We start from the raw sequence: 24926 nt of genomic DNA on the forward strand, positions 1-24926 counted from the left end.
CGGTTCACTTTTGTTCTCATTCACCAGCGGCAAAAGACCATAAATTACCACCGATGCACAAATAAAAAAAGCCGGCCCGTAAAAGGTCAGCTTTCCGTATGATCCATCTGCACTTTAATCTGCTTTAATATTTTTTTCTCCAGCCTCGATACCTGGACTTGGGAAATCCCGAGCCGTTCGGCTACTTCCGACTGTGTCTGATCTTTATAATATCTCAGATAGACAATGAGTTTTTCCCGTTCTTCCAAATCACTGATCGCTTCCTTGAGGGCGATTTTGTCAAACCACTTCTCTTCTGAATGATCGGCGATCTGATCAAGCAGGGTGATCGGGTCCCCGTCATTTTCATACACGGTCTCATGAATGGATGAAGGCGCCCGCACCGCTTCCTGCGCAAGCACCACATCCTCCGCATCAATTTCTAAATGGTCCGCGATTTCCTGGACGGTCGGCACTCTTCCGTATGTTTTTGACAGTTCATCTTTCGCCCGGCGTATTTTATTGCCGAGCTCTTTTAAAGATCTTGATACTTTGACGGTTCCGTCATCGCGGATGAAGCGCTGGATTTCTCCGATAATCATCGGCACGGCATAAGTTGAAAAACGGACATCATAGGACAAATCGAATTTATCAACGGATTTTAACAATCCGATACAGCCGATCTGAAACAGATCGTCCGGCTCATAGCCTCTGTTTAAGAACCTTTGAACGACGGACCACACAAGACGCATGTTTTTTTCTATGAGGAGGTCTCTTGCCTGCTGGTCGCCCTCTTGGCTCTTTTTGATTAATTCTTTGACTTCATGGTCCTTGAGCTGCGCGTTTTTGGTGTTTTTCTTAACCTCCACATCCATAACAAATCTCCTTAATTACAAAGCGCTTTGCTTTTTGATAGGTGTTTTGTTAAGCGTATCGTCGTTCCCATCTCCGGCGAGGAATCAATCGTGACATCATCCATGAAGTTTTCCATAATGGTAAAGCCCATTCCGGAGCGCTCAAGCTCGGGTTTTGTCGTAAAGAGCGGCTGGCGCGCTTCCTCAAGATCCGTGATCCCGAGGCCTTCGTCACGTATGGTCAGATAGACGACATGATCCTCCAGCGTAACGGAGATGTACACCTTTCCGTCGCAGTTTTCTTCATAGCCGTGGATGATCGCGTTTGTTACCGCTTCTGATACGACGGTCTTGATTTCCGTCAGCTCATCCATCGTCGGGTCGAGCTGTGCGATAAAAGAAGCAACTGTTACGCGCGCAAACGATTCGTTCTGACTGAGGGCTGAAAATTCAAGATGCATCTCGTTTTTCATGATGCCACCCCCAACGTTAAAAGCGCTTTTTGTTCTGATTGTTCGAACCTGATGATTTTAAACAGGCCGGACATGTCAAACAGACGTCTCACCGCGGGCGAAATCGCGCACACGACCATTTCTCCGCCGAGCTGTTTAATTTGTTTATAACGCCCTAAAATCACGCCGAGGCCGGAGCTGTCCATGAAGGTAAGATCTTCAAGGTTCAGCACGATGTGACGGATGCCGTCAGCCTCCAGCGATTCAGTAACCTTTTGTTTTAATGATTCTGCCGTATGATGGTCGAGTTCACCTGTTAATCGAATACAAAGCACGGATTCTTTGACATGAAAGTCAATTCCAAGGCTCATGCTCATTCCTCCTTGATATGATCGGATAATGAGTGTTTCGATTTTCGGGAAAGCAATTCCTTCACTATGACAAAACTAGTGCCCGTTCGCCACGATTATTTAAATTTTGTCCAATCTCCCATCGTCCGCTTCAGAAAAGTGAGAAAACCCGCTTTTTCCATGTCGTCTTTTGCCGTGACCGGGCTTTCAACGAGCACCTTTCCGTCTTTTTTCAGAACGAGGCTGCCGAGCACTTCTCCTTTTTTAACCGGAGCCGTTACATTGCCGTTGATTTTCACTTCTTTTTTTACTTTGTCCATGTTCTCTCCCTTTTTGGCCAGAAGAGAAATCGGCTCAGATGTGGTCAGCTTGATCAGTTTCTTTTTTCCTTTTTTCACTTTTACCGTTCCGACGATTTGAGCCCGTTTGTACAGCGGGTGTGTTTTAAACTGGCTGAAGGCGTAATCAAGCATTTTGGTCACTTGGGCATTTCTTTCTTTCGGAGTGCTGGCTCCGAAAACAACAGCAATGACCCTCATATTTCCTTTTTTAGCGGTGGCGGTTAAACAATACTTCGCTTCGCCTGTAAAGCCCGTCTTCACGCCGTCTACACCCGGATAAAATTTGATCAGCCGGTTTGTATTGACGAGCCAGAACTTTTTGTCTGTATTTTCTCTTAAATAATCCTCATACGTTCCCGTAAATTGAGTGATTTTATCATACTTTAATAATTCCTTCGCCATTTTCGCCATGTCATAAGCAGAGCTGTAATGGTCTTTTTCAGGCAGTCCCGTCGGGTTTTTGAAGGAGGTATCTTTCAATCCCAATTCTTTTGCTTTTTTGTTCATCCGGCTGACGAAATCCTCTTCTGAACCGGCAATATACTCCGCCATTGCGACAGATGCGTCATTTCCGGAAGCTATCGCAATTCCTTTGAGCATTTCTTTTACCGTCATTTCTTCTCCGGGTTCAAGGAAAATCTGTGATCCGCCCATGGACGCGGCATGTTCACTCGTCCTGACTTTATCGCCCATCTTTATTTTCCCTTTGTCAAGCGCTTCCATGATTAAAAGCATGGTCATGATTTTTGTCATGCTTGCCGGCGCCAGACGCTCCCGGCTGTTCTTGTTATAAAGAATGCTTCCCGTATCGCGTTCAATCAGCACGGCGCTTTTGGCTTCATGAGCGAGCTCCGATGTATGTTTTCCGTCCGGCTTTGCAAAAGCGGACGGTGCTGATGCCGTTAATAAAATGCCAATCAACAAAGTGGATATAAGACGTTTCATCTCCAAAGCCCTCCATTTTCATAATCCTTTTTATTTTTTCCAAATCCGGTGGTTTTATACGCCTCATCTGGAAAATGTTTCGTGTTGAGGGCACAAAAAAACAGCTGCTTCCGAAGAAACAGCTGACTTATGCTGACTTATTTTTGAGATCGTGCGACTACGGCTTTTACAAGCTTCAAAAAGCCGCCTTTTACTTTTTCCGTCATTTCCATTACTTCTTCATGGGATAACGGCTGGTCAAGAATACCTGCCGCCGCGTTGGAAATGCATGAGATGCCGAGCACGCGCATCCCCGCGTGGTTGGCGACGATGACTTCCGGCACAGTCGACATGCCGACAGCGTCAGAACCCATCGTTCTTAAAAACCGAACCTCAGCAGGCGTTTCGTAAGACGGCCCCGTAACAGCTGTATACACTCCTTTTTGAACAGGAATGCCTAGCTCATCGGCCGTTTTTTCAGCCAAGCCTGACAGCTCTTTGTCATAGGCTTCTGACATGTCCGGGAATCTCGGTCCGAATTCAGCTTCGTTCGGCCCGATTAACGGGTTGGTGCCCGTAAAGTTGATGTGGTCTGTAATAATCATCAGATCGCCGGCGCGGAATTCAGTGTTGATACCGCCGGCTGCATTCGTCACGACGAGAGATTCAACGCCGAGCGCCTTCATCACGCGGACGGGAAATGTGACCTGATCCATTGAGTAGCCTTCATAGTAATGAAAGCGGCCCTGCATCGCGATGACCTGCACACCTTCAAGCGTTCCCATCACAAGCTGGCCGGCATGGCCTTCTACCGTTGAGACCGGAAAATCAGGGATCGTTTCATATGTAAGCTTGACAGCTCCTTCAATTTCATCGGCCAATACGCCGAGCCCTGACCCTAAAATCAGACCGATCTTTGGTGTTTCTTTCACGTGTTCTTTAATAAATGCAGCAGCACGTTCGATCTTTTGTTTCAAAAAAAGTCCCCCTACTGTAATCTTGATAAAAAGCTTTTTCCGTATTTCGGCTTTTCCGTTTTGAAATTATCCGCAATGGTTGCGCCGATATCGGCAAATGTATCCGCAAGCGGCAGCTGTTCAGTGTGTTTGTGCTTTTTGCTGTACACAAGAAGCGGCACATACTCCCGCGTGTGATCCGTGCCGTGATGGACAGGATCATTGCCGTGATCCGCAGTGATGATAAGCAGATCGTCTTCTTTCATTTTCTCAAACACTTCCGGAAGCCTCGCGTCGAATTCCTCGAGCGCTTTTCCGTACCCTTCTGGATCGCGGCGGTGTCCATACAGCGCGTCAAAATCAACGAGGTTGGCAAAGCTCAGGCCCGTGAACTCTTCACCGAGCGTTTCAATCACTTTGTCCATGCCATCCATATTAGATACCGTGCGGCGGGAAGATGTAATGCCTTCTCCGTCATAAATATCAGAAATTTTGCCGATGGAAATGACGTCTAATCCGCTGTCTTTCATTCCGTTCATTACCGTGCGGCCGAACGGTTTGAGCGCATAATCATGACGGTTCGGCGTGCGTTTGAAGCTGCCCGGTTCTCCGACGAACGGTCTTGCGATAATCCGGCCGACCATGTATTTCGGATCAAGCGTCAGTTCTCTGGCCGTTTCACAGATGCTGTACAGTTCGTCAAGCGGAACGACATCTTCGTGAGCCGCAATCTGCAGCACGGAATCTGCTGATGTATAAACGATCAGCGCACCCGTTTCCATATGTTCTTTTCCGAGCTCATCCAGAATCGCCGTGCCTGAAGCCGGCTTATTTCCGATGATTTTATGTCCTGAACGCCGCTCTAGTTCCTGAAGAAGTTCATCCGGAAATCCTTCCGGAAACACTTTAAACGGTTTTTCAATGTAGAGGCCCATAATCTCCCAGTGCCCCGTCATCGTATCTTTCCCGTTTGACGCCTCCTGCATTTTTCCGTAGTACGCAAGAGGGTGCTCCGTTTTTTCCACGCCCTTAATGTCTCCGATCAGTCCGAGACCGAGCTGCGCCATATGGGGCATATGTAAGCCGTTCATGTGCTCTGCGATGTGTCCGAGCGTATTTGCGCCTATATCATTAAAATCGGCGGCGTCCGGCGCTTCACCGATTCCGACAGAATCCATTACGATCAAAAATACCCGGTTATATTTGTATTCAGACATCATAAAAGCCTCCTTTTCTTCCATCTGTCCATTGTAGCTTACAGAGGTCAGACAACTCAAGTATAAACCGTTTACATTCTTGCTGACAATGCCGATTCAAATAATTAGAACCTTCTCTGTATTCCGCCAATCCGGCAAAAAAGCCGCGGCCCCTCTGGCAGCGGCTCCTAAGCGCGCGGATGATACTGTTTGTACACGTCCTTCAGCCTTGTTTTCGTCACATGCGTATAAATTTGCGTTGTGGAAATATCGGCATGTCCGAGCATCTCCTGCACGGCGCGCAGATCCGCCCCGTTTTCGAGCAGGTGCGTTGCAAAGGAGTGCCGGAGCGTGTGCGGTGTCAGCTCTTTTTTAATCCCCGCTTCAAGTGCGATTTTTTTCAGGTTTTTCCAGAATCCCTGACGGCTGATCTGCCTGCCGTGATGATTCAGAAAAAGCGCTTCGGTTACGTTTTTCTTTAATAATTTCCCTCTGGCTTTTTCAATGTATGCTTCTATCGCATGAGAAGCGGCTTCACCAATCGGCACAATCCGCTCTTTCCGCCCTTTTCCGAAGCAGCGGACAAATCCCATCGTCAAATGGACGTCGGATAATTTCAGCTCGATCATCTCGCTGACCCTGATGCCGGTTGCGTACAGCAGTTCAAGCATGGCTTTATCCCTGAGACCGAACGGGCTGTCAAGCTTAGGCGTGTCCAATAACCGCTCAACTTCGTGAAGCGCCAATACTTTCGGAAGCGTCCGCTCTGTTTTTTGTGTTTCAATATGTACCGAAGGATCTTTATCCGCGGCTTTTTCCCTTAACAGAAATTGATGAAAAGACCGGATCGACGCCAAATGCCTCGCAGACGTCTTGCCGGATTTCCCGGAGTCCTTTATATGCTTTAAATATTGAATAATATGAAGACGGGTCACATCATTCCATGAAGTGATCTGAAGGCTTTCAGTTAAGAAGAGAGAATAACTTTTCAGATCACGCTCATAGGACATCATCGTATTTTGGGACAGCCCTCTTTCAACCCTCACATAATGGATGAAATCCTTAATTTGATCCTTCACTCTTGATCTACTCCCCGTTTTGGTAAAAAAAGATCAATCGGCCGAACCAGCCGTCTTTCTCCTCATGTTCCGTTTTGGCCACTTTGACGGCGGAGCCTTCCGGTTTATCGTACCGATGATAGTTTTCATACTCTGAATTCACCCATATCATAGCATAATAGAACAGCGCGGTAAAACCTGTGAACAGAATAAACACTTTGATCGTATCCGCGGCTGTTTTTAAGAATCTGCCCATCTTTCGATCGACCCTTTCTTTTGGCGGCTGTTAGTACACCTTATGCCAATTTCAAAGGCTTTTATACATAAAAACAGCAAAAAACCCTTTCCTGGCAGAAAAGGTTCGTAGGCTTTTACTCTGTTTCATCCCCGCGGCAGCGGTGGCAGATTCCGTGAAAAGTCAATCTATGATCTTTAATTTTAAATTTCCAATCACGTTCAATCACTTCTTCAACGTCTTCAAGCAGATCTTCTTCAATTTCATCGACGGCTCCGCACTCCATGCACACCAAATGGTGATGAAAGTGAGCCGCGCCTTCTTTGCGAAGGTCGTAGCGGGATACGCCGTCCCCGAAGTTAATTTTATCAACGACTTTTAATTCTGTTAATAATTCTAATGTACGGTATACTGTAGCGAGACCAATTTCAGGAGATTTCTCTTTTACGAGGAGGTATACATCTTCTGCGCTTAAATGGTCTTCTTCGTTTTCAAGCAGCACTCTTACCGTTGCTTCCCGCTGTGGCGTAAGCTTGTAGCTTGACGAGTGCAGCTGCTTTTTAATTCGATCAATACGGTTTTCCATGTCTTTCCCTCCTACGCCGCATTCCATGACTCATTATAACAAAATACGCGCAGAGTTCCAACTATAATTATTATAAACTGATAAATAAAAGTATTATTTTATGATAATCATTCTAAAATATGCGTGATGACAGCTTTTCCATAAACAGCGGAGACACGTACGCCTCGAGCAGCGAGGCGATGACCGAGAAGAAAACGATGAGAATCAGCACGAAGGCGTAACGTCCGAACCATTGGATCGGCGCGTCATGAAGGCTGCGTTTGACAAACAGCTGCCGGATCAGTTTCAGTGAAAAAGCGATAGAGCATGTCCCCATGATAAGATACGCCGGAATGAGAACGATGTTTTGCGGCAGAACCGAAATAAATGACAGGAAAAACCCGTTCATCCCCATTTGATTCACTAAAAAACCGACCGTGAAGCCGACGACGATTCCTTTTAAGAACACCATAATGAAAATAACCGGAAGACCGATCACGGAAATACCGAGAATCCACATCAGCCCCAAATATTTCACATCATGAAAGACGGCCTGCCAAAACATTTCTGAAGCGCCGGCATGTTTTCCGTCAGACAGCTGTCCGAAAAACTTGCTTAAATAGTAATACAAATCTTCTTTCTGCGTGATGGTCATGCTGTTGACGATGATCGCCCCGAAAATGACCCCCATCAAAAACAAGACGAACACAAATATATAAAGTGACAGATGATCCTTTACATGGCGAAAAAACAGTTCTTTGTACGATTGTTTTCTCATACCGCTTTCCTCCCGCTAATCTATTGACTTGATTTAGTAGATTGTATGAAAGAAAAGAGAAAACATGACAGAGAAATCATAGAAAGGCGCGAGATTCGGGCATAAAAAAAGAACCCCCGTCATCACTCCGGTGATCATAGGGGTTCCTTTTTTTATGCTTTATTCTTTCAAGCCTGTCTTTTTTGGTTTTCGTCACTCTTTCATGGGTGCTGAAAGACGGCGCCGTCCCCCTTGACAGGACTGCGTCACGCATCCCGTTTCTTTTGAGATGCTCCCGCATTTTTTTCGTTTTGCTCTTCGCCATGTGCCAACCGCTCCTTTTTCCCTTTTCTTTATCATAACAAAAAAGTCCGGATGTGTTCATGAATACGGCTTATGTTTCGACCGGTAAGCGCGCAGAGACGTTTTGGCAGATGAATAGCTCCCCATTGCGGCGTATCCGTAAAAAAACCCCATAAAAATCCCCGCATACACGTGTTCATGATGACCGAAAACGATAGACACAACATTTCCGGCAGCAAGGGCAATCGTGGGAACGAATATGCCCGGAACCCGGCAGAACACTTTGATCAGCTGTGTGACGCATAAGACGACCGGCACGCCGATCACAGCATCCCAAATATTTGTATGGATCAGCGGAAAATAATCCACATCGACACCTCTTTATTCCGTCTTTTGCTATCTGTTAGCCTGCCTAAGAATTCCGCTTCCTATTCATGATAAAAAAACAGCACCGGCACATGTCCGGTACTGTAAGAGTTGTTTATTTTCCTGCCGCGGCCCGTTCTACGGCTGCTGATACGGCTTGATGCACGTCCGCATCCAAAGGCTGAGGCACGAGATCGCCGTGTTTCGTGCAAGAGGCGATGGCTTCTGCGGCCGCCACAAGCATTTCATGGTCGATTTTCTTGCTTTTGGCGTTCAGCGCGCCGCGGAAAATCCCCGGGAAGCCGAGAACATTATTGACCGAACGGCCGTCAGCTGCATAAGCGGCTCCGGCTTGTAATGCCTCTTCCGGTTCAATCTCCGGCTTCGGATTAGATAAAGCCAGAATGACGTGTCCTTTTCTGACATCCTCTTTTTTAATGAGACCCGGAACTCCTGTGGTGCTGATCACAATGTCACACGTGTCCATTAATTCTTTGATGCTTCCAAGCGGCTGACCTCCGTACTGAGCGAGGCGGTTCATTGCGTCTTCTGACTTGTCCGTTCCGCAGACCGCTTTGACTCCGTATGCCATAAACATGCGGCAGATGGCGACGCCTGCCGCGCCGAGACCGATCTGACCGACCTTCGCTTCTTTTAAATCAAGACCGGCGCTTTTACAAGCGGAAATGGCGGCGGCGAGCGTGACGACCGCCGTGCCGTGCTGGTCATCGTGCATAACCGGAATGTTCAGTTCTTCTTTCAGGCGGTCTTCAATGTCAAAGCAGTGGGGCGAACCGATATCTTCAAGCAGAATTCCGCTGAACCCCGGAGAAATATGTTTTACCGTGCGAATGATTTCTTCCGGATCAGAGGTATCGAGCAAAATCGGAATTCCGCTGATACCCGCCAGCTGGTCAAAAAGCGCGGCTTTCCCTTCCATTACGGGCATTCCGGCGACAGAGCCGATATTGCCGAGGCCGAGAATTGCCGTTCCGTCGGTGACAATGGCGACAGAATTGCTGATTGTCGTATAGATGGACGCTTTTTCAGGCTCGTTTTCAATCAGTCTGCACACATCGGCGACACCCGGTGTATAAACACGCCCAAGCTCAGCCAGTGTCCGGATCGGCATTTTGCTTTTCATCTGAATTTTGCCGCCTTCATGAGCAGAGAGCACTTCATCTGAGACTGTATGAAGCCGGATGCCTTCACCGAGAGCTTCAATGGCTTGAATGATTTCCTGCAGCTGCTCTTCATTTTCGGCCTGCACCGTGATGTTGCGCATTGTGTAGTTCGGGCCGACTTTAACGGTTTCAACTTCCCCGATATCTCCGCCCATCACTCCGATGGCAGTTGCCACTTTTCCGAGATTTCCGGGAACAGTCGGCGTTTCAATCATTAACGTCCGAATCATATGCTTTGTAATCATGAAATGAACCTCCTAACCCAATTTTTGAGATTGCAAGGATTTTTCTTTCGTGTACCAAATGAATTTCCCCGTGTACCCGTACAATATTGCCAGTCCGATAGATACAAAACTGAGCCACATGAACGGCAGATAAGAAAATGTGGATACGCCGAGAATGCCGGCCATATAGATGCCGTTATCAGACCACGGCACCATCCCTGAAGTAAGCGTGCCGCCCACCTCTGCGTTCCGGGATAAAACTCTTCTGTCAAGTTTCAGTTTATCATAACTGTTCTCCATGATTTTCGGCGTCAGGATCAATGACACGTACATCGCACAGCCGAAAATGTTTCCTAAAAGGGCGACGATCAATGTCGAAAGCGTCACATTTCCCGGTGTGGTCAGCTTTTTCTCAAAAGTTGAGACAATCACTTTTAATACGCCGAGCTTCTCAAGAATTCCTCCAAAACCGAGACCGAACAGGATAACGACTAACGTATCCAGCATACCGGTAATGCCTCCGCGGTTTAACAGGCCGTTTAAAAATTCGACATCCGTTTTAATGGAAAAACCATTATAAGCAGTCGCGATGGCACTGGCAAAATTCATTCCCTGAAAGACGGAAGCCCAGATTGCGCCAAGCAAAGCACCGATGATAATAACGGGCATAGATGGCTTTTTCAAAATCAGAAGGACAACGACGACAACAGCCGGAATGAGCATCCATATATGAATGTCAAACGTTTTCTGCAATGAAGATTTTAAAAATTCCACTTTGCCAAGATCAATATTTTTTCCGCCGTATATAAATCCCGTTACGGTAAACAGAATGGCCGTAATAATATAGGACGGAATTGACAGAAACATCATCGCTCTGACGTGTGACAGCACATCCACCTTAGAAAGCGTGGAGGCAAGCACCGTACTGTCAGACAGCGGTGAAAGCTTGTCTCCGAAGTAAGCGCCGGACAAAACGGCTCCCGCCACGATCGGAAGCGGTATACCCATTCCTTCTCCGATGGCAATCATGGCGATCCCCGCGGTCCCCACGGTTCCCCACGACGTTCCGGTCGCAACGGACATAACGGAACAAATCACCAATGTAGCAAGCAGGAAAACATGAGGATTAATAAACTCTAAACCATAATAAATTAACGTCGGCACAACGCCGCCGGCAATCCATGTCCCGATGAGCGCACCGACCGAAACGAGAATCAATACCGCTTCAAGACCGTTTGATATCCCGGTGACAATCGAAGCCTGCAAGTCTTTATATGAATATCCCAGCCTGACTCCGAGAATAATAGCGAAAAACCAGGATATTAATAGAGCTAGCTGGATCGGCAGGTCTAAAAACACTGTGAACGATAAGACAAGTGCTAAAAACCCGAATAATAAGATAATAATTTCCAATAAATTTGGCAATCTGGCCTCTTTCACAAGAAAATCCCCCTAGAAGAAAAAAGCTAAAACGCTTTCATCAAATGATATAACAAATTATACTATACTGCCTCATCCCTTTGTATGGCAACCGCCTATTCACTAAAAAACGTGAAAAGGCGGCTGTTGTTGCTTTAAAATTTATTTTTCTAATAGATCTTTTCCGGCAATCCCCGGTTTTGTCATTTCATATGGATTCAAAATGATATCCAATTCTTCTTCTGTCAGTACATCATTTTGAAGACAAAGATCTCTTACAGATTGCCCCGTCATGATTGCTTCACGGGCAATTCGCGCAGCCGCTTCATACCCGAGGTGCGGATTGACCGCTGTAATGACGCCGACGCTTTTTTCCACGTATTGCTTCAGACGTTTTTCGTTGGCTTCAATTCCCGCCAGACAATGATCGGTAAATGAACGGAACCCGTTATTCATGATGCTGATGGATTGAAGCAGGTTAAATACGAGTACCGGCTCCATTACGTTAAGCTCCAGCTGGCCCGCTTCTGAAGCGAGGCAGATCGTATTGTCATTCCCGATGACCTGGAAGGCGATTTGGTTGATCAGCTCTGCCATTACAGGGTTGACTTTCCCAGGCATAATGGATGATCCCGGCTGACGGGCGGGCAGTGAAATTTCCGCAAGTCCCGCGCGCGGACCTGAAGCCATTAAGCGCAGATCGTTGGCGATTTTAGACATGTTCATCATGCATACTTTCAACGCGGCTGAAACTTCCGTATACGCATCAGTGTTTTGTGTGGCGTCAACCAAATGGCCGGCGCCGACAAGCGGCAGTCCGCTGATGTCAGCCAGGTGCTTCACAACCTGTTCTATGTAGCGCGGATCGGCGTTAAGTCCCGTACCTACGGCCGTTGCCCCCATGTTTACTTCATACAGATGCTGGCGGGATTGTTTAATTCGCTTTATGTCACGCTCAAGCACGCGGCTGTATGCTTCAAATTCCTGTCCGAGACGGATCGGCACAGCGTCCTGAAGGTGTGTGCGCCCCATTTTAATGACAGAATCAAATTGTTTCGCTTTATCTTTAAAGACACTGAGCATATGCGCCATCGTATCAAGGAGCTTATCCAAAAGTTTCAAGGTTGAAATATGGATTGCCGTCGGAAACACGTCGTTCGTCGATTGTGACATGTTGACGTGTGTGTTCGGGCTGAGGTGAATGTATTCACCTTTTTTATGCCCCATGATTTCAAGAGCCCTGTTGCCGATTACTTCGTTGGCATTCATGTTCATGGACGTTCCGGCTCCCCCTTGGATCGGATCGACGATAAATTGGTCATGCCATTTTCCCTCAAGAATTTCATCTGCGGCCTGTACAATCGCATTTCCGATTCCTTCATACAGCCGTTTTACATCCATGTTGGCAAGCGCCGCCGCTTTTTTGACGATGGCGAGCGCATTAATCATTTCTTCGTGGATGCGGTAGCCGGTAATCGGAAAGTTTTCTTTCGCGCGCAGCGTTTGTATTCCGTAATACACATCAGCTTCAATTTGTTTTTCTCCGAGGAAATCTTTTTCCTGACGATATTCTTTTTGCGCGTTTGTCATGCTAAAACCCTACTTTCTCTTTGTGGTAGTCATGTTTTTACAGTACAACGTCGTCTGCGATCGGTGTCTCCATAATGTTTTTGACTTCAGCCAAGTTGTGAGACTGGCCGAGCGCCCACATTAATTTCGGCACGATGGCTTCCGTGTTCATATTTCTGGAGCGGATAATGAGATCTTGATTGACTCTTCGGCCGACTTCATAGACGCTCATGTCCTCTCCTTCTTCAAGACATTGTGTCGTAATGACGACGACAATGCCGCTTTCAATCATTTCATTGACTTTGGCGAGAATGTCTCTTCCTTCAAACGGCACGCCGCCGCTGCCGTAGCTTTCAATGACGATTCCTTTGTACATGCCCTTTAATGCGTCAAACATTTCCGGTTTCAGCCCCGGGTGTAGCTTGAGCAGGCACACGTCCGTGCAAAGTGAAGTATTGACCGTAAAAGCATCGTCTTTTGGCATGTGCACTTGTTTGTTGTATTCAATTCCGTTTTCGGTAATAAACGCGATATACGGATAGTTAATGCTCTCAAATGCATCATAGCTTTTCGTTCTTAATTTAATGGCGCGTGTGCCTTGAATGACTCTGCCGTCAAATACGACGTATACGCCGCCCACCCCTTCACATGCGAAGCGGATCGCGTCCGTGATATTTTTTTTGGCATCGGTTTTTTGAAATGTAATCGGGATTTGCGAACCCGTAATGACGATCGGTTTATCAGCATGCTGAAGCATATAAGACAGTGCCGCCGATGTATAAGCCATTGTGTCTGTCCCGTGCGTAATGACGAACCCGTCATAAGCGTCGTATTTTTCTTTGACAGCATTTGCGATTTCGGCCCAGTATTCAGGCTGCATATTTGTGCTGTCGATGTTCATTAACGAATGGGTTTCCATCGTGTAATCGTTATCAAGTTTTGATACGTAGGTTAACAATTCGTCTGCTTTCACCCCGGGTGCAAGCCCGTTTTCTCCTTCGACTGAGGCGATTGTTCCTCCGGTTGTTAACAGCAATAATTTTTTCATACCCTGCACCTCTTCATCCATTTCTCAAGATGTGTTAAGCATTCGCTTTTCGCATACTTTTAATCAAATTATAGACAGACGAATGAAATTAATCAAGTGATTATTATTCAATTCGCGTACACTTTTGCATATCGATATGATATAATTTGCTCAAGTGAAAAGGAGCGGTTTTGAATATGAATTTAGATCGTTTAACTGAACTGAGAAAAAAGAAAAATTGGTCTCTTCAATATACGGCTGACCGTCTCGGCATCGCCAAAAGCACGTACGCCGGGTATGAATCAGGGTACCGGCGGCCGTCATTCGAGGCGCTGGGCACGCTTGCCGATCTGTTTGACACGACGTGCGACGATTTACTGGGGCGCACTGAAAAAAAGGCGGAGGCGTTTACCCAGACCATCGAATTAACAAACGCCGCACAAGGCTGCGGCATACTGACCGTTGACGGACAGCCGCTTAACCAGGATGAAATCATCGAATTGATTGCGTTTGTCCGCACGAAAAAGAAGGTGCAGGAGGAGCTCCGCTAAAAATCGGCTTTTACGGCTTGATTCTGCCGTACGTCCCTCCGCCCCCGGCCTCAAGGACGAGCTGCCCGGTGCGCGCTTTATGAATGACAGCCGCTATTTTAGGTTGGACGACACGCGCCAATTCCTCTTCTTGCGCCTGATGTAGAATCGCCATCTCCGTCCCGAAAGCCCGCTTCAGTTTTTCTAACGTTTTCGGCCCGACCCCGGGAATGAACTGCAGCGGGATTTGATGAATATACGGCGGCCGCGGCACGCGGCTTTTTTTCGGACCGCTCAGTTCCTCCAGCCGTTCACTGACCCCTTTTGTCATTGTTTTCCCCCCGCACTCCGGACATACGGTAGCTCCTTTTTCAACCGGGCTGCCGCAGCGGTCGCAAGCCGTCCGGTAATACTTCCCGAGCTTCGGGTTCAGCCCGTAATTCGCCGTGATTTTTCTTCCGTCCTTCCCTTTTAAAGCCAGCGAAAATTCCGTGAAATTCGCTTCTTTAAGAAGCATTTCATTATATTCTCTGCCGATTTTTCCTAAGGAATGCGCATCAGAATTTGTTAAAAATGTATACGGATCAAGTTCTGCTACCCGCGAAGCCATGTCGGTGTCACAGCTTAACCCGAGTTCCGCCGCGTCAATGAGCGACGGGTCGAAAACCTCTGTCAAAGAAGATCTAACCCCTTTTCCGTACAGGCTTTTATGCGGGGTGAACATATGGGCGGGAATAAACAGCCCGCCCAATTCCTTTGTTTTCCTTTGAAGATTCAAACCGGTTTCATAAATGCGCTGGGAACTGAGATGGATATTTTTAAGCCTTTTTGCAAGCCACTCAGAAAACATCTTCATTTCGGCAAGAGACGGCATAAAGACGAGAACGTGAATCGGCCCGCGGCATGTGTGATCATAGATTTCAAGCTCACTGCCCAACAGAAGCGTCGTATTCCGATACCGGATGCCGCCTTCTTTCAGCTCACGGTATCTGCCTTCATCAATTCCGCGCTCGATTTCTTCTATGACTTCCGGGGAATGGCAGTCGATGATGCCCAATAGTTCAATTCCCTTCCCCTCACTGGCTTCTTCTAAAATCCGGTGCAGCGTCAACGTTTTGGCCCCGGTGATTTTGACCGGTTTTCCCGTATAGGTGCGGCCGATATGAATATGCAGATCCGCATAGATGGTTTTCATCATTTTTCCTTCAGCGCTTCTTTCAGCTGGAGATACTGAATCGCGTAAGCCGTTTTTGCGTCATACACCCTGCGGGATTCAATCAGCTTCACGGCCTCTTCAAGCGTGACCTGCATGACTTCGACAAATTCATCCTCATCCAGCTCTCGTTTTTCTTCCAGCGGCGAAAGCCCTTCCGCAAGAAAGAGATGCACGATTTCATCAGCAAACCCGGGTGATGTATAAAAAGCGGTGATTTTCGTCAAGGTTTCCGCCGTATATCCCGTTTCTTCCTCGAGCTCTCTTAACGCCGTATGTTCCGGCTCTTCCCCCTTTTCAAGCTTCCCGGCCGGAATTTCAACGATTGTCCGTTCCAGCGGCTTTCTGAACTGGTTCACCAAAATGATTTTTCCTTCTTCGGTTACCGCAAGTACGGCCACCGCTCCCGGATGTTTGACGATTTCCCGCTTGCTTGTTTTTCCGTTCGGGAGCTCTACGTCCTCTAAGTAAAGATCTATGACTTTCCCGTCATACAGCTTTTTTTTCGCAAGTGTTTTTTCTTCTAAATGTTTCATCATGTCATCTCCCGTTCTGTCTCTCTATTATGCCTCATATATTTTATCATACATGCATGAGAGGGAGGTGCTTTTCGATTGAAGGTGTACCGGAAGGATAAGAGTATCGTATTGGTCGGAAAGGCGTGGGAAGTGCGGGCTAAACTGAAAGAATACGGACGGACATTCCGCTATGTCGGAGATTGGATCACCGGGCCTTAACAGTTGAAAACTTCGCGCCTTTATATTACGGTCAATAAAAGACTATAAAAAGGAGCGAAACGATGAGAAAACGCACACTGGGACATTCTGATTTAGAAATAAGCGAAATCGGGCTCGGCTGTATGTCGCTGGGCACGGATAAAGCTAAAGCGCTGTCTATTTTGGATGAAGCGATCGAGCTTGGAATCAATTATTTAGATACCGCTGATCTTTATGATTTCGGCAGAAATGAGGAAATTGTCGGGGAGGCCGTCAAAAACCGCAGGCACGACATCATTTTAGCCACGAAAGCCGGAAACCGCTGGAATGATGATAAAGACGGCTGGCATTGGGACGCTTCCAAAGGATACATAAAAGAAGCGGTCAAAAACAGCCTGCGCCGGCTGAAAACGGACTATATCGACCTTTATCAGCTGCATGGCGGCACGATGGAAGACCATATTGACGAAACGATCGAAGCATTTGAGGACTTAAAACAGGAAGGTGTCATCCGGTATTACGGCATTTCCTCGATTCGTCCGAATGTTATTAAAGAATATGTGAAAAAATCAAATATCACCAGCGTTATGATGCAATACAGCCTGCTGGACCGGCGTCCCGAGGAGTGGCTTCCCCTTTTAGAGGAGAACGGAATCAGCGTAGTCGCAAGAGGGCCTGTCGCTAAAGGGCTTCTTACGGAAAAACCGCTTGATCAAGCGGCCGCAAGCGTAAAAGAGAACGGCTATTTAACATATTCTTTTGCAGAACTGGCAGAAACCAAAAAAGCGATCAGCGCTGCCGCACCTGACTTGAGCATGACGGAGCTTTCTCTTCAATACTTGCTGTCACAGCCGGCCGTCGCTTCTGTCATCACCGGAGCCAGCTCACTTGAGCAGCTGAGAGAAAACTGTTCGGCTGCAGAGGCCAGGCGTTTAAGCAGCCAGGAAATCAAAGCCCTGCAATACCATACAAAACGGGACGTATACGAAGCCCATCGTTCTTAAACAATAAAACCGGCACCTTTTCGGATGCCGGTTTATTTATATTTGTGCCAATCGAGACTGCTTTCATTCAGCAGCTCTTCAAAGCTTTTATGTTTTTCTTTTTCTTTTCGTTTTCTGATTTGTTCCGCCTTTTGCTGCGCCTGTTTTTTCTCGTCTTCTTCCTTCAGCTCACTTTTCATTTGCAAAAGCCTGGCCTTCAGATCTTCCTCCAGATCGTCTTTTAAGCTGTGTTTTTCTTTAGGCAGCTGCTTTTTCATCATTACGCCCCCCGTATCTGAATATGGTGAAGCAAGTGTACCACGGAGCGCCGGAGGCCGGCAACGTTCACGGTCCTGAATAGCCGGAGGAAGGATTTTTCATATGAAAGGAGGGTGCCTGTGTGAAAAAATGGCTGGCGGTGTTCGGTTCGGCTTGCGCAGTCTTTTTGGCTGCCGGATTCGCTTTTACGAATCTGATTATGTTTATGAAGAAAAAGACGGATGAAGATATCATGAAAAAAGAAACGGCGGACGGGCATGATAGATTTGATTCCTTTCAGGCCATGGAAAAAGAAGAAGCCGTCATCCTGTCACGCCACGGGTATGAGATCAAAGGCTTTTACGTCGCCCCGCATCATACGGCAAACACCATGATTATTTGTCACGGCGTTACCGTAAATTCGTTCAATTCATTGAAATACATGGATTTATTTTTAGATTTAGGCTGGAATGTGCTCGTATATGACCACCGCGGGCACGGAAAAAGCGGCGGCAGAACGACGAGCTACGGCTATTTTGAAAAAGATGATTTGGAAGAAGCCGTGAATTGGGTGAGACACAAAACCGGAGACGGCGGTCAAATCGGCATCCACGGGGAATCGATGGGAGCGGTGACGGCCTTATTATACGCGGGCGGGCATCAGGATGAAAACGGCGCTGATTTTTATATTGCGGACTGTCCGTTCGCAAGCTTTCGCGATCAGCTCGCCTACAGGCTGAAACGGGAGTTCCGGCTGCCTCCGTGGCCGCTTCTGCCTTTGGCTGATTTCTTTTTGCGGATGAGAGAAGGCTACCGTATCCGTGATGTATCTCCTCTATCGGTTATCAGCCGCATCCGGCAGCCCGTGCTGTTTATTCACAGTAAGGAAGATGATTATATACCCTCCGCTTGTTCCGAATTGCTGCACCGCAAAAAACGCGGCCCTAAGATGCTCTATCTGCCCGAATCGGGAGGGCATGCCATGTCGTACACCAAAAATCCGGAGAGCTACCGCAAAGCCGTTCAAACCTTTTTAGATACCATGACGCAAACGTAAAAAAGCGAAAGAACGTATGCTGGTTCTTTCGCTTTCCCGTCATAAAACGTCGGTAATCCCGTCCATATTTTCTCCAATCCAATCAATGGCGAGGTCGATTGTCGTAAACTCCTGCGCTTTGAAGGTCATCTCATCCTGAAGCAGCCAGACATCCTTCTGAACGGATTCAGCGCCTCCGATGGACCAGTGCAGCAGACTGTACGGGTGGTTGTTGTTCAGAAAGGATACCCACGTTTTATGCTGTGCCGTCTGTTTAATGGCTTTCAGCTTTTGATTCACTTTCCGTTTCTCCCTGCTTTACTAATATGCTCATTCTCGGGCTCAGCATCTCTGCCGGGCTTTTTAAGACGAGCGTTTTTGCCTTTTCATTGTAATCGATTGTCATTTCCTCGTCAAAAAACACTTTTTGTGAGGTCTGGATGTAAAGCGGAAGTCCGTTGGTTTCAATGGCTTCGCATTGTCCCGTTAATTCGTCCGCCAGCCAGATGGTCGGCACGCCGCTCACCGCGCACCCGCAGCCTTCTGCGTCATAGCGGAGCTGCGCTTTTTTCCCCGGGTTGACGTCCATCGCCTGCTGAAGTGTGTGTTTCGCCGCATCCGTCACATGTATTTGCATAGATGATCCTCCGTTTTTCATTTTCGCCATTGTAGCATACCGAGCCGCTGTATGCATTGTTTCTGCTTTCTTTACAGCAGCCCGCTCTCCTTAGTCCTTTGCCTCTTGTTCAGCCGCCTTGATCCAGTCATTTTTCCCTTCACTATACTTTGCCATATCGTATGGGTACGTCTTAGCGAGGTGCCGTTTCAGTTCCATGTATTGAGCCGCTTTTTCAGGCTTTGCGGTGAGGTAATCCCGGAACAGCAGATGACGCTTCACGTCCGGATGGCCTGTTTCGTATATGTGAACGTGGTGTGTGCGCTTGTTGCCGCCTTTTTGAAAGAAACGCCGGCCCTCTATCCCGTTTTCCCCTTTCGCCTCATAGCCGAGTGCTTCCAGCTGCGGACTGAATCGGTCAGCGTCCGAAATATCTTTAACCTCCGCCAGTATATCGATGACGGGTTTGGCGGCCATCTGCGGGATGGAGGTGCTGCCGATGTGGCTGACAGAATGAAGTGCTGGGCCGAAGATTCGGATCAAGTCCGCCTTCTCTCTTTCAAACATTTCTTTCCATTCCGGCTTGTACGGAACAACTTCCGCTTTCCTCTTCGGATAAAGATGAAAAAACGAGAGGATCAGCCCTTCCGGCGTCTCTATCTGTCCGGCTTCTGTGAACCCGGTTTTTAAATAGAGAGAGACTGCCGGAACGTTTTGGCTGGCGGTAGCCGCCTCTATTTTTTGGGCGTCCCGGTTCTCGTCTATCACAAATTGAATAAGCGCCTGTCCGATTCCTTTCCGAAAGCCGGACGGGTGCACCGTCAGCCTGCATATGACAAGGTCATATCCCTTTTTTTCATACGAAATGACACCTGCAAGCTGATCTTTTTCCTTGAAACCGGCAAACGTCTCCCGTGACTGCTGTATATCATCAGGTGTTTCATGCAGGGCGGGAATGCCGAAAAAGCCGATCAGCTCGGCTTCTTTTTGATAAGAGCAGCGCTGAACCGCCGCAATTTCCCGCGCGGTCTGTTCTTGTGTATGCTGTAAAAATGTAATCAATCTTCCGCCCCTTTTGACGCAAACATCCGCTGTGACTCCGTCTTCGTAATGCGGACCGCGTACGCTTCATACCAGGCGGTTTTTCCTTTTTGTTTTGCCGCCTGGTGGTCAGTATGATCTTTCCACCTTTTAATCGCCTCCAGGCTGTCCCAGTAGGAAACCGTGATGCCGCAGCCGTTTTCCTCCCGAACGCTTTCCGCGCCTAAAAAGCCCGGCTGTCCGCCTGCCAAATTCATCATGCGCTCTGCCGTATGTTCATATTCCTCATCATATTTTCCCTTTATTGATGAAAAAATGACCGCATAATAGGGCGGTTTGGGCGTGTCAGCTAAAAAACCCATATTCAACCCCCTCTACATATATTTCACAAACAGAATCCGGTCTTCTCCCGGACCGTCATAATTCGCAAAAACAGGGATTCCGTTTACGATTTTGGTTCCTTTTTCAGCTTCAAAGCCTAATTTTGTATGATAAGCGATTGATACTTTATTGACAGGCGCCGTCACGCAATTGACTTTCGTGCAGCCCCTTTTCTTCACCGTCTCCATAAATCGGTCGTAGAGCTGTTTTCCAATTTGCATTTTTCTGAAATCCGGATGCACACCGGAAAAATGAATGTAGGCTGTCTCAGGGTCTGATTGTGACTGAAAACCGATTAAAAAACCGGTCATTCCCTCCGGCCCGTACGTGATAAAGCTTGTGTCCTGAAAATGTTCAAAAAACAAGCGCGGCAGTTTGTCTTTCATCTGCCTGCCACCCCACCATTCATTCAAAACAGACGTAACCATTTCATAGTCTTCAGGGGTAATTGTTCGAATATCCATTATCGATTGACTCTCCTTTTCGTCCGGCAAAATGAATGTCAGCTCTTCTCATTGGAATATAAAAAATTATATGTGGGTTGTTTGCAATTGTAAATGATTTCTTTTCAAGCGAACGAATCAGCACGTCTTCCAGCCGGGGAATGATTTACCAGTATAAACGTGATCATTGTTCGGGTACAATGAAAAAATAGAACAAATGTTCCCGGAGGTTTTTTTATGGCTGATATTCTTCTTGTAGATATGCAATCGTTTTATGCGTCTGTGGAAAAAGCGGAAGCGCCTCATCTCAAAAGCCGGCCCTTGATTGTCTCGGGAGATCCCGAAAGACGCAGCGGCGTCGTGCTTGCGGCTTGTCCGCTCGCCAAACGATACGGCGTAAAAAATGCCGAACGGCTGTGGGAAGCGCAGGCCAAATGTCCCGATGCCGTTATTGTCCGTCCGCGGATGCAGCGGTATATTGATGTATCCGTCATGATTACCGAACTGTTTGAACGGTATACCGATCTTGTAGAACCCTACTCCATCGATGAGCAGTTTCTCGACGTGACCGGAAGCAGGCGGCTGTTCGGTGATCCTTTTACAATTGCCAAAAGCATTCAGCAAGCGATTATGCGTGAATTCGGAATTTATGCCCGTGTCGGCATCGGGCCGAATAAGGCGCTCGCGAAAATGGCTTGCGACCATTTTGCCAAAAAAAACGCATCCGGCATCCACAGATTGGATATGTCAAATATCAGGCAGGATCTGTGGCCGCTGCCGGTCGGAAAATTATTCGGCATCGGAAAACGGATGGAGCATCATTTAAGACGGATGGGCATCGGCACAATCGGCGGGCTTGCCGGACACCCCGCCGAATTGCTGAAAAAACGCTGGGGCATTAACGGCGAATTGCTTCAGCGGACAGCCCGCGGCATCGATCCCTCTCCGGTCACCGTCAACACGCACAGCCGGCAAAAAGCGATCGGCCATAACATGACCCTCCCGAGAGACTACAGCCGCTTTGAGGATATCAAAGTCGTGCTGCTGGAGTTAAGCGAAGAAGTGGCCCGCCGCGCCCGTTTCAAACAATACATCGGCCATACGGTTTCGGTCAGCATCAGAGGCGCTGATTTTGAATTCCCTTCAGGTTTTCACAGACAGAGAAAGCTGGTGTCTCCGACTAATTTCGGAATGGATATTTTTAAAGCGGCGGTCAAGCTCTTCAAAGAGCATTGGAACGGTGAGCCCGTCCGCAGCGCCGGCGTCTCCCTTTCCCAGCTGGAGCCCTGTGATTATGTTCAGCTGAGCCTGTTCGATGCCCAGGAAAAAAAGATCAGTCTCGGCAAAGTATTGGATGATATTCATGAGCGGTACGGCCCTGCGTCGCTCCTCCATGCCGCTTCACTGACAGAGGCCGGCCAAGCCTTTCACCGGGCTGAAAAAATCGGCGGGCATTACAAATAATTTGAGGTGATATACATGAATCCGAACAAATTAACACCCGGGTATAATGTCATGTGGGAATCAAGCCGGATGATGCTGCCCGAACATCGGGAGCAGCTGCTTGCAAAAAAACGAAAAGAACGGGAATTCCGGCCTCCGGAACTGAGCGAAGAGCAACTGAACGACATGAACCGCATCGTTGCGGCGTCAATTGAAGAAGACAGGGCCATCTCGGTCACCTATGCTTCAGCACACGGTCCCCGCCGCTTTTGGGGCTGGGTAAAACAAGTGAGGCATGACGAAAAGCGTTTAAAAATCATAAACGATGAAGATGCGTTAACGCTGCCGTTTCATCGTATTCTCTCAGCTGAATTGGAATAAAAATCCTACCCCGGCCTGACAGAAAATATGATAGAAGAGTGGGAGGATCACATGATATTTAGTAGAATAAAGATGAATGACAAGAATAGGAGAATATATGATGGATCAATTTATAGAAAAAATGCTGGGACAAGCCCTCCGCCAGTATGGACGGAATGTGTCGACAGATCCGCTGAGCCCCTATGAAAAACAGAGTTTAAAAAAAGCTTTAGAAGAAAGAAGGAATGAAGAACCCGATGAGGATCTCCATGCCCATGTAGAAGATATTATCTACGATTACGTCACCAATCAGGGGCAGTTTTCCTGACACGGACGTTTATGCACCGGGCGATAAGGGAAACGTCCGAGAGTAAACCCTTAAAGATTGCGTGGTGCAGGATATGCCTGTCGGGCCTTATTTCAGGATCGGCTATGCCGTTCTTCTGTTATTTCTCATCATTTATCTCGGAACATTAATAGACTTTTTGTTCCAGCCTGTTGTGATTACGGTTAAAACCTTGTTTCCGCCCATTGTATTATCGGGCGTCCTTTACTATTTGTGCCGCCCGCTCGTCAGAGTGCTGCATGCGAAATTAAAGCTGCCCGAAGGAATCGCGATTTTAGCGATTTATGCGGGAACAGCCGGCCTTTTTGTCCTCTTCCTTTATACGGCGGGCCCTGCCGTTCAAAAACAGTTTACAGCCTTCACAGATCATATTCCGGAGCTTTCCGCAAAAGCTGAAAATTGGATCGGGCATCTCCAGGACAGCAAATGGTTTTCCCGGCTTCAGCATGGGGATTCCTTTAAAAAATTAGCAGACAAAGCCGCAAATTATTCCGGTTCAATCGCTGATTCTCTCAGCAGCCTGGCCGGTACGGCTGCCAATGCCGCCATCACCGCAGCCATTATTCCGTTTGCGCTGTATTACATGTTAAAAGAAGGAAACAAAGCCCCTCGGCGACTGCTGCAGCTTCTTCCGGAAAAACATCAAAAAGAAGGAAAACAAATCCTTCGGGACATGGATGAAGCTCTCAGTTCATACATACAAGGACAGCTGCTCGTCAGTTTCTGTGTCGGCGTTCTCGTCACGATCGGCTATTTTATAATCGGGCTCGATTATCCGCTCGTTCTGGGCGCGTTCGCCATGGTGACAAACCTGATTCCGTTTATCGGGCCTTGGATCGGCACATTTCCCGGAGTCATTGTCGGATTGTTCGATTCACCGACCGAGGCGGTGCTGGTGATTACGGTCGTCGTCATTGTCCAGCAGCTTGAAAGCCAGCTGATTTCCCCGCAAATTATGGGACGGAAGCTGGACATTCACCCGCTGACCATTATTTTTCTTCTGCTTGCCGCCGGCAAATTCTCAGGAATTGCCGGGATGCTTCTGGCCATTCCGGGATATGCGGCCGCAAAAGTGGTCATAAGCCACATGCAGAAACTATTCATTCTCAGAAAAAAAACAAAGCTAGGAGAGAAATGATTCATCCCCCATGTCTTCACATCGGTCAAAATGAAAAAACGGCGGGCTGAAGAAGCCCGCCGCACACGGAGGTAAAAAAGATGAACATCGGTGATGTCATTTTTCAATTGATTTCATTTATTGCAGCCGCATTTTTCCTGTTTGCCGTGATATACGTATTCAGAAGCTTGAACAAGCGCCGCATACAATTGGACAGAATCGAAAAGAAACTCGACGCGCTGCGCGAAGAAAAAAATGAAAAGTTATAGTTCATTCAGAAGCAGGCGCAACGAGCTCCACTTTTATCCGATCCGGGTCCTCCGTGTATACGGCGTAATGCGTGCTTCCGCCTGCATATGGATGGCGGTCCCTGTAAAGCACGGGGCATCCTCTGGCAAGCAGCTTTTCTGTCATCTCGTCAACCTGCTCTCTTGATGCAGCATGAAAAGCCAGATGGTTCAGCCCGACCCGGCATCTGTGGTACTCCGGTGTTAAAAAACGCTCCTCTGTCTGTACAAGCACAACATAAAATCCTGCGTTTTTCCAGCTGATGCCGGAGTCCCAATTTTGAAATTCCCTATAACCGAGCTCACCTAAAAACCATCCCCAAAACCGGGCGGAGGCTTTCAAGTCAGATACATACAACTCAATATGATGCATCATAATATTCGCTTCCTCCTCACA

34 protein-coding genes are annotated in these 24926 nt (G+C 47.6%); 9 read left to right on the plus strand and 25 right to left on the minus strand.

Annotated elements, in window-relative coordinates; all coding sequences use genetic code 11:
• Positions 1 to 86: 86 nt before the first annotated feature.
• From sigF to NQS30_RS04260, 16 genes are all read right to left on the minus strand, one after another.
• Complete coding sequence (gene sigF, locus NQS30_RS04185) at positions 87 to 854, minus strand: RNA polymerase sporulation sigma factor SigF (protein WP_015240133.1); 768 nt, start codon at positions 852 to 854, stop codon at positions 87 to 89.
• Between the two features lie 11 nt (positions 855 to 865).
• The gene (gene spoIIAB / locus NQS30_RS04190) at positions 866 to 1306 is read right to left on the minus strand and encodes an anti-sigma F factor (RefSeq protein ID WP_003153347.1); all 441 of its coding nucleotides are present in this window, start codon (positions 1304 to 1306) and stop codon (positions 866 to 868) included.
• The gene (spoIIAA, locus tag NQS30_RS04195; protein ID WP_007409411.1) at positions 1303 to 1656 is read right to left on the minus strand and encodes an anti-sigma F factor antagonist; all 354 of its coding nucleotides are present in this window, start codon (positions 1654 to 1656) and stop codon (positions 1303 to 1305) included. Before spoIIAA ends, spoIIAB begins: the two co-directional genes overlap by 4 nt.
• A 95-nt stretch (positions 1657 to 1751) precedes the next feature.
• Positions 1752 to 2921, minus strand: coding sequence for a D-alanyl-D-alanine carboxypeptidase family protein (locus tag NQS30_RS04200; protein WP_099566881.1), 1170 nt, complete (start codon positions 2919 to 2921; stop codon positions 1752 to 1754).
• Between the two features lie 137 nt (positions 2922 to 3058).
• Positions 3059 to 3877 (minus strand): purine-nucleoside phosphorylase, encoded by an 819-nt coding sequence (locus NQS30_RS04205; protein ID WP_007409407.1) that lies wholly within the window; start codon positions 3875 to 3877, stop codon positions 3059 to 3061.
• Positions 3878 to 3888: 11 nt separating this feature from the next.
• Positions 3889 to 5073, minus strand: a complete 1185-nt coding sequence (gene deoB, locus NQS30_RS04210; protein ID WP_167340740.1) for a phosphopentomutase — start codon at positions 5071 to 5073, stop codon at positions 3889 to 3891.
• A gap of 167 nt (positions 5074 to 5240) precedes the next feature.
• Entirely contained in the window at positions 5241 to 6131 is an 891-nt protein-coding gene (xerD, locus tag NQS30_RS04215) for a site-specific tyrosine recombinase XerD (RefSeq protein WP_007612347.1), read from the minus strand.
• A 7-nt stretch (positions 6132 to 6138) separates the two neighbouring features.
• Complete coding sequence (locus tag NQS30_RS04220) at positions 6139 to 6366, minus strand: YqzK family protein (RefSeq protein ID WP_003153331.1); 228 nt, start codon at positions 6364 to 6366, stop codon at positions 6139 to 6141.
• A gap of 115 nt (positions 6367 to 6481) precedes the next feature.
• Positions 6482 to 6931 (minus strand): ferric iron uptake transcriptional regulator, encoded by a 450-nt coding sequence (fur, locus tag NQS30_RS04225; protein ID WP_003153330.1) that lies wholly within the window; start codon positions 6929 to 6931, stop codon positions 6482 to 6484.
• 112 nt (positions 6932 to 7043) lie between these two features.
• Positions 7044 to 7688 (minus strand): stage II sporulation protein M, encoded by a 645-nt coding sequence (spoIIM, locus tag NQS30_RS04230; RefSeq protein WP_007409404.1) that lies wholly within the window; start codon positions 7686 to 7688, stop codon positions 7044 to 7046.
• Positions 7689 to 7764: 76 nt separating this feature from the next.
• Positions 7765 to 7992 (minus strand): hypothetical protein, encoded by a 228-nt coding sequence (locus NQS30_RS04235; RefSeq protein ID WP_012117898.1) that lies wholly within the window; start codon positions 7990 to 7992, stop codon positions 7765 to 7767.
• Between the two features lie 56 nt (positions 7993 to 8048).
• Complete coding sequence (locus NQS30_RS04240; RefSeq protein ID WP_020956025.1) at positions 8049 to 8339, minus strand: hypothetical protein; 291 nt, start codon at positions 8337 to 8339, stop codon at positions 8049 to 8051.
• A 112-nt stretch (positions 8340 to 8451) separates the two neighbouring features.
• Entirely contained in the window at positions 8452 to 9765 is a 1314-nt protein-coding gene (locus tag NQS30_RS04245) for an NAD-dependent malic enzyme (RefSeq protein WP_059368500.1), read from the minus strand.
• 12 nt (positions 9766 to 9777) lie between these two features.
• Complete coding sequence (gene nhaC, locus NQS30_RS04250; protein WP_122504103.1) at positions 9778 to 11184, minus strand: Na+/H+ antiporter NhaC; 1407 nt, start codon at positions 11182 to 11184, stop codon at positions 9778 to 9780.
• Positions 11185 to 11325: 141 nt separating this feature from the next.
• On the minus strand, positions 11326 to 12753 hold the full coding sequence (aspA, locus tag NQS30_RS04255) for an aspartate ammonia-lyase (protein WP_003153322.1): 1428 nt from the start codon (positions 12751 to 12753) through the stop codon (positions 11326 to 11328).
• A gap of 37 nt (positions 12754 to 12790) precedes the next feature.
• Positions 12791 to 13780 carry a type I asparaginase gene (locus tag NQS30_RS04260; RefSeq protein ID WP_003153321.1) on the minus strand — a complete coding sequence of 330 codons (990 nt, stop codon included), beginning with the start codon at positions 13778 to 13780 and terminating at the stop codon, positions 12791 to 12793.
• A 176-nt stretch (positions 13781 to 13956) separates the two neighbouring features.
• On the opposite strand from NQS30_RS04260, the gene NQS30_RS04265 reads away from it, so the two are divergent.
• Complete coding sequence (locus NQS30_RS04265) at positions 13957 to 14310, plus strand: helix-turn-helix domain-containing protein (protein WP_122504104.1); 354 nt, start codon at positions 13957 to 13959, stop codon at positions 14308 to 14310.
• A 10-nt stretch (positions 14311 to 14320) separates the two neighbouring features.
• On the opposite strand, the gene NQS30_RS04270 is transcribed toward NQS30_RS04265, so the two are convergent.
• Together NQS30_RS04270 and NQS30_RS04275 are read right to left on the minus strand one after the other, a co-directional pair.
• Positions 14321 to 15484 (minus strand): TIGR00375 family protein, encoded by a 1164-nt coding sequence (locus NQS30_RS04270; RefSeq protein WP_122504105.1) that lies wholly within the window; start codon positions 15482 to 15484, stop codon positions 14321 to 14323.
• Complete coding sequence (locus NQS30_RS04275; protein ID WP_003153317.1) at positions 15484 to 16038, minus strand: NUDIX hydrolase; 555 nt, start codon at positions 16036 to 16038, stop codon at positions 15484 to 15486. Before NQS30_RS04275 ends, NQS30_RS04270 begins: the two co-directional genes overlap by 1 nt.
• 78 nt (positions 16039 to 16116) lie before the next feature.
• Here NQS30_RS04275 and mciZ point away from each other — a divergent pair, with 78 nt between their 5' ends.
• Both mciZ and NQS30_RS04285 read left to right on the plus strand, forming a co-directional pair.
• On the plus strand, positions 16117 to 16239 hold the full coding sequence (mciZ, locus tag NQS30_RS04280; protein ID WP_003153315.1) for a Z-ring formation inhibitor MciZ: 123 nt from the start codon (positions 16117 to 16119) through the stop codon (positions 16237 to 16239).
• Between the two features lie 62 nt (positions 16240 to 16301).
• Positions 16302 to 17222, plus strand: a complete 921-nt coding sequence (locus NQS30_RS04285; protein ID WP_007409397.1) for an aldo/keto reductase — start codon at positions 16302 to 16304, stop codon at positions 17220 to 17222.
• Positions 17223 to 17254: 32 nt separating this feature from the next.
• Here NQS30_RS04285 and NQS30_RS04290 read toward each other — a convergent pair whose 3' ends face one another.
• The gene (locus tag NQS30_RS04290; protein WP_007409396.1) at positions 17255 to 17479 is read right to left on the minus strand and encodes a YqkE family protein; all 225 of its coding nucleotides are present in this window, start codon (positions 17477 to 17479) and stop codon (positions 17255 to 17257) included.
• A gap of 122 nt (positions 17480 to 17601) precedes the next feature.
• On the opposite strand from NQS30_RS04290, the gene NQS30_RS04295 reads away from it, so the two are divergent.
• Positions 17602 to 18516 carry an alpha/beta hydrolase gene (locus tag NQS30_RS04295; protein WP_098081554.1) on the plus strand — a complete coding sequence of 305 codons (915 nt, stop codon included), beginning with the start codon at positions 17602 to 17604 and terminating at the stop codon, positions 18514 to 18516.
• A gap of 39 nt (positions 18517 to 18555) precedes the next feature.
• Here the strand turns inward: NQS30_RS04295 and NQS30_RS04300 are convergent, their stop codons facing one another.
• The 5 genes from NQS30_RS04300 to NQS30_RS04320 form a co-directional block, all read right to left on the minus strand.
• Entirely contained in the window at positions 18556 to 18795 is a 240-nt protein-coding gene (locus tag NQS30_RS04300; RefSeq protein ID WP_003153307.1) for a DUF2552 family protein, read from the minus strand.
• Positions 18770 to 19132 (minus strand): iron-sulfur cluster biosynthesis family protein, encoded by a 363-nt coding sequence (locus NQS30_RS04305; protein WP_122504132.1) that lies wholly within the window; start codon positions 19130 to 19132, stop codon positions 18770 to 18772. Before NQS30_RS04305 ends, NQS30_RS04300 begins: the two co-directional genes overlap by 26 nt.
• A 90-nt stretch (positions 19133 to 19222) precedes the next feature.
• Complete coding sequence (locus tag NQS30_RS04310; protein ID WP_122504106.1) at positions 19223 to 20173, minus strand: GNAT family N-acetyltransferase; 951 nt, start codon at positions 20171 to 20173, stop codon at positions 19223 to 19225.
• Positions 20170 to 20514, minus strand: coding sequence for an antibiotic biosynthesis monooxygenase family protein (locus NQS30_RS04315; protein ID WP_015240143.1), 345 nt, complete (start codon positions 20512 to 20514; stop codon positions 20170 to 20172). The genes NQS30_RS04310 and NQS30_RS04315 overlap by 4 nt, the downstream gene beginning before the upstream one ends.
• 12 nt (positions 20515 to 20526) lie before the next feature.
• Positions 20527 to 20997, minus strand: coding sequence for a GNAT family N-acetyltransferase (locus NQS30_RS04320; protein WP_122504107.1), 471 nt, complete (start codon positions 20995 to 20997; stop codon positions 20527 to 20529).
• A gap of 216 nt (positions 20998 to 21213) precedes the next feature.
• Here NQS30_RS04320 and NQS30_RS04325 point away from each other — a divergent pair, with 216 nt between their 5' ends.
• From NQS30_RS04325 to NQS30_RS04345, 5 genes are all read left to right on the plus strand, one after another.
• Entirely contained in the window at positions 21214 to 22440 is a 1227-nt protein-coding gene (locus tag NQS30_RS04325; RefSeq protein WP_218791284.1) for a DNA polymerase IV, read from the plus strand.
• Between the two features lie 15 nt (positions 22441 to 22455).
• Positions 22456 to 22800 carry a YolD-like family protein gene (locus NQS30_RS04330; protein WP_124692861.1) on the plus strand — a complete coding sequence of 115 codons (345 nt, stop codon included), beginning with the start codon at positions 22456 to 22458 and terminating at the stop codon, positions 22798 to 22800.
• A 100-nt stretch (positions 22801 to 22900) separates the two neighbouring features.
• Positions 22901 to 23107 (plus strand): YqzH family protein, encoded by a 207-nt coding sequence (locus tag NQS30_RS04335; protein ID WP_003153294.1) that lies wholly within the window; start codon positions 22901 to 22903, stop codon positions 23105 to 23107.
• 73 nt (positions 23108 to 23180) lie between these two features.
• Positions 23181 to 24263 carry an AI-2E family transporter gene (locus NQS30_RS04340; protein WP_033574766.1) on the plus strand — a complete coding sequence of 361 codons (1083 nt, stop codon included), beginning with the start codon at positions 23181 to 23183 and terminating at the stop codon, positions 24261 to 24263.
• Positions 24264 to 24343: 80 nt separating this feature from the next.
• The gene (locus NQS30_RS04345; RefSeq protein ID WP_007409388.1) at positions 24344 to 24511 is read left to right on the plus strand and encodes a DUF4083 family protein; all 168 of its coding nucleotides are present in this window, start codon (positions 24344 to 24346) and stop codon (positions 24509 to 24511) included.
• A gap of 1 nt (position 24512) precedes the next feature.
• Here NQS30_RS04345 and NQS30_RS04350 read toward each other — a convergent pair whose 3' ends face one another.
• Positions 24513 to 24902 carry a VOC family protein gene (locus NQS30_RS04350; RefSeq protein ID WP_029973629.1) on the minus strand — a complete coding sequence of 130 codons (390 nt, stop codon included), beginning with the start codon at positions 24900 to 24902 and terminating at the stop codon, positions 24513 to 24515.
• Positions 24903 to 24926: the final 24 nt, after the last annotated feature.

It is taken from the genome of Bacillus sp. B1(2022), from assembly GCF_040259625.1.
Lineage (GTDB): Bacteria > Bacillota > Bacilli > Bacillales > Bacillaceae > Bacillus > Bacillus velezensis.

Bases quoted from the DNA above. Each gene is read 5' to 3' on its own strand.
- sigF (WP_015240133.1), bottom strand. From the start codon at position 854: ATGGATGTGGAGGTTAAGAAAAACACCAAAAACGCGCAGCTCAAGGAC.
- spoIIAB (WP_003153347.1), bottom strand. From the start codon at position 1,306: ATGAAAAACGAGATGCATCTTGAATTTTCAGCCCTCAGTCAGAACGAA.
- spoIIAA (WP_007409411.1), bottom strand. From the start codon at position 1,656: ATGAGCCTTGGAATTGACTTTCATGTCAAAGAATCCGTGCTTTGTATT.
- NQS30_RS04200 (WP_099566881.1), bottom strand. From the start codon at position 2,921: ATGAAACGTCTTATATCCACTTTGTTGATTGGCATTTTATTAACGGCA.
- deoB (WP_167340740.1), bottom strand. From the start codon at position 5,073: ATGTCTGAATACAAATATAACCGGGTATTTTTGATCGTAATGGATTCT.
- NQS30_RS04220 (WP_003153331.1), bottom strand. From the start codon at position 6,366: ATGGGCAGATTCTTAAAAACAGCCGCGGATACGATCAAAGTGTTTATT.
- fur (WP_003153330.1), bottom strand. From the start codon at position 6,931: ATGGAAAACCGTATTGATCGAATTAAAAAGCAGCTGCACTCGTCAAGC.
- spoIIM (WP_007409404.1), bottom strand. From the start codon at position 7,688: ATGAGAAAACAATCGTACAAAGAACTGTTTTTTCGCCATGTAAAGGAT.
- NQS30_RS04235 (WP_012117898.1), bottom strand. From the start codon at position 7,992: ATGGCGAAGAGCAAAACGAAAAAAATGCGGGAGCATCTCAAAAGAAAC.
- NQS30_RS04245 (WP_059368500.1), bottom strand. From the start codon at position 9,765: ATGATTACAAAGCATATGATTCGGACGTTAATGATTGAAACGCCGACT.
- aspA (WP_003153322.1), bottom strand. From the start codon at position 12,753: ATGACAAACGCGCAAAAAGAATATCGTCAGGAAAAAGATTTCCTCGGA.
- NQS30_RS04260 (WP_003153321.1), bottom strand. From the start codon at position 13,780: ATGAAAAAATTATTGCTGTTAACAACCGGAGGAACAATCGCCTCAGTC.
- NQS30_RS04265 (WP_122504104.1), top strand. From the start codon at position 13,957: ATGAATTTAGATCGTTTAACTGAACTGAGAAAAAAGAAAAATTGGTCT.
- NQS30_RS04270 (WP_122504105.1), bottom strand. From the start codon at position 15,484: ATGAAAACCATCTATGCGGATCTGCATATTCATATCGGCCGCACCTAT.
- NQS30_RS04275 (WP_003153317.1), bottom strand. From the start codon at position 16,038: ATGAAACATTTAGAAGAAAAAACACTTGCGAAAAAAAAGCTGTATGAC.
- NQS30_RS04285 (WP_007409397.1), top strand. From the start codon at position 16,302: ATGAGAAAACGCACACTGGGACATTCTGATTTAGAAATAAGCGAAATC.
- NQS30_RS04290 (WP_007409396.1), bottom strand. From the start codon at position 17,479: ATGAAAAAGCAGCTGCCTAAAGAAAAACACAGCTTAAAAGACGATCTG.
- NQS30_RS04305 (WP_122504132.1), bottom strand. From the start codon at position 19,132: ATGCAAATACATGTGACGGATGCGGCGAAACACACACTTCAGCAGGCG.
- NQS30_RS04315 (WP_015240143.1), bottom strand. From the start codon at position 20,514: ATGGGTTTTTTAGCTGACACGCCCAAACCGCCCTATTATGCGGTCATT.
- NQS30_RS04320 (WP_122504107.1), bottom strand. From the start codon at position 20,997: ATGGATATTCGAACAATTACCCCTGAAGACTATGAAATGGTTACGTCT.
- NQS30_RS04325 (WP_218791284.1), top strand. From the start codon at position 21,214: ATGGCTGATATTCTTCTTGTAGATATGCAATCGTTTTATGCGTCTGTG.
- NQS30_RS04330 (WP_124692861.1), top strand. From the start codon at position 22,456: ATGAATCCGAACAAATTAACACCCGGGTATAATGTCATGTGGGAATCA.
- NQS30_RS04335 (WP_003153294.1), top strand. From the start codon at position 22,901: ATGGATCAATTTATAGAAAAAATGCTGGGACAAGCCCTCCGCCAGTAT.
- NQS30_RS04340 (WP_033574766.1), top strand. From the start codon at position 23,181: ATGCCTGTCGGGCCTTATTTCAGGATCGGCTATGCCGTTCTTCTGTTA.
- NQS30_RS04345 (WP_007409388.1), top strand. From the start codon at position 24,344: ATGAACATCGGTGATGTCATTTTTCAATTGATTTCATTTATTGCAGCC.
- NQS30_RS04350 (WP_029973629.1), bottom strand. From the start codon at position 24,902: ATGCATCATATTGAGTTGTATGTATCTGACTTGAAAGCCTCCGCCCGG.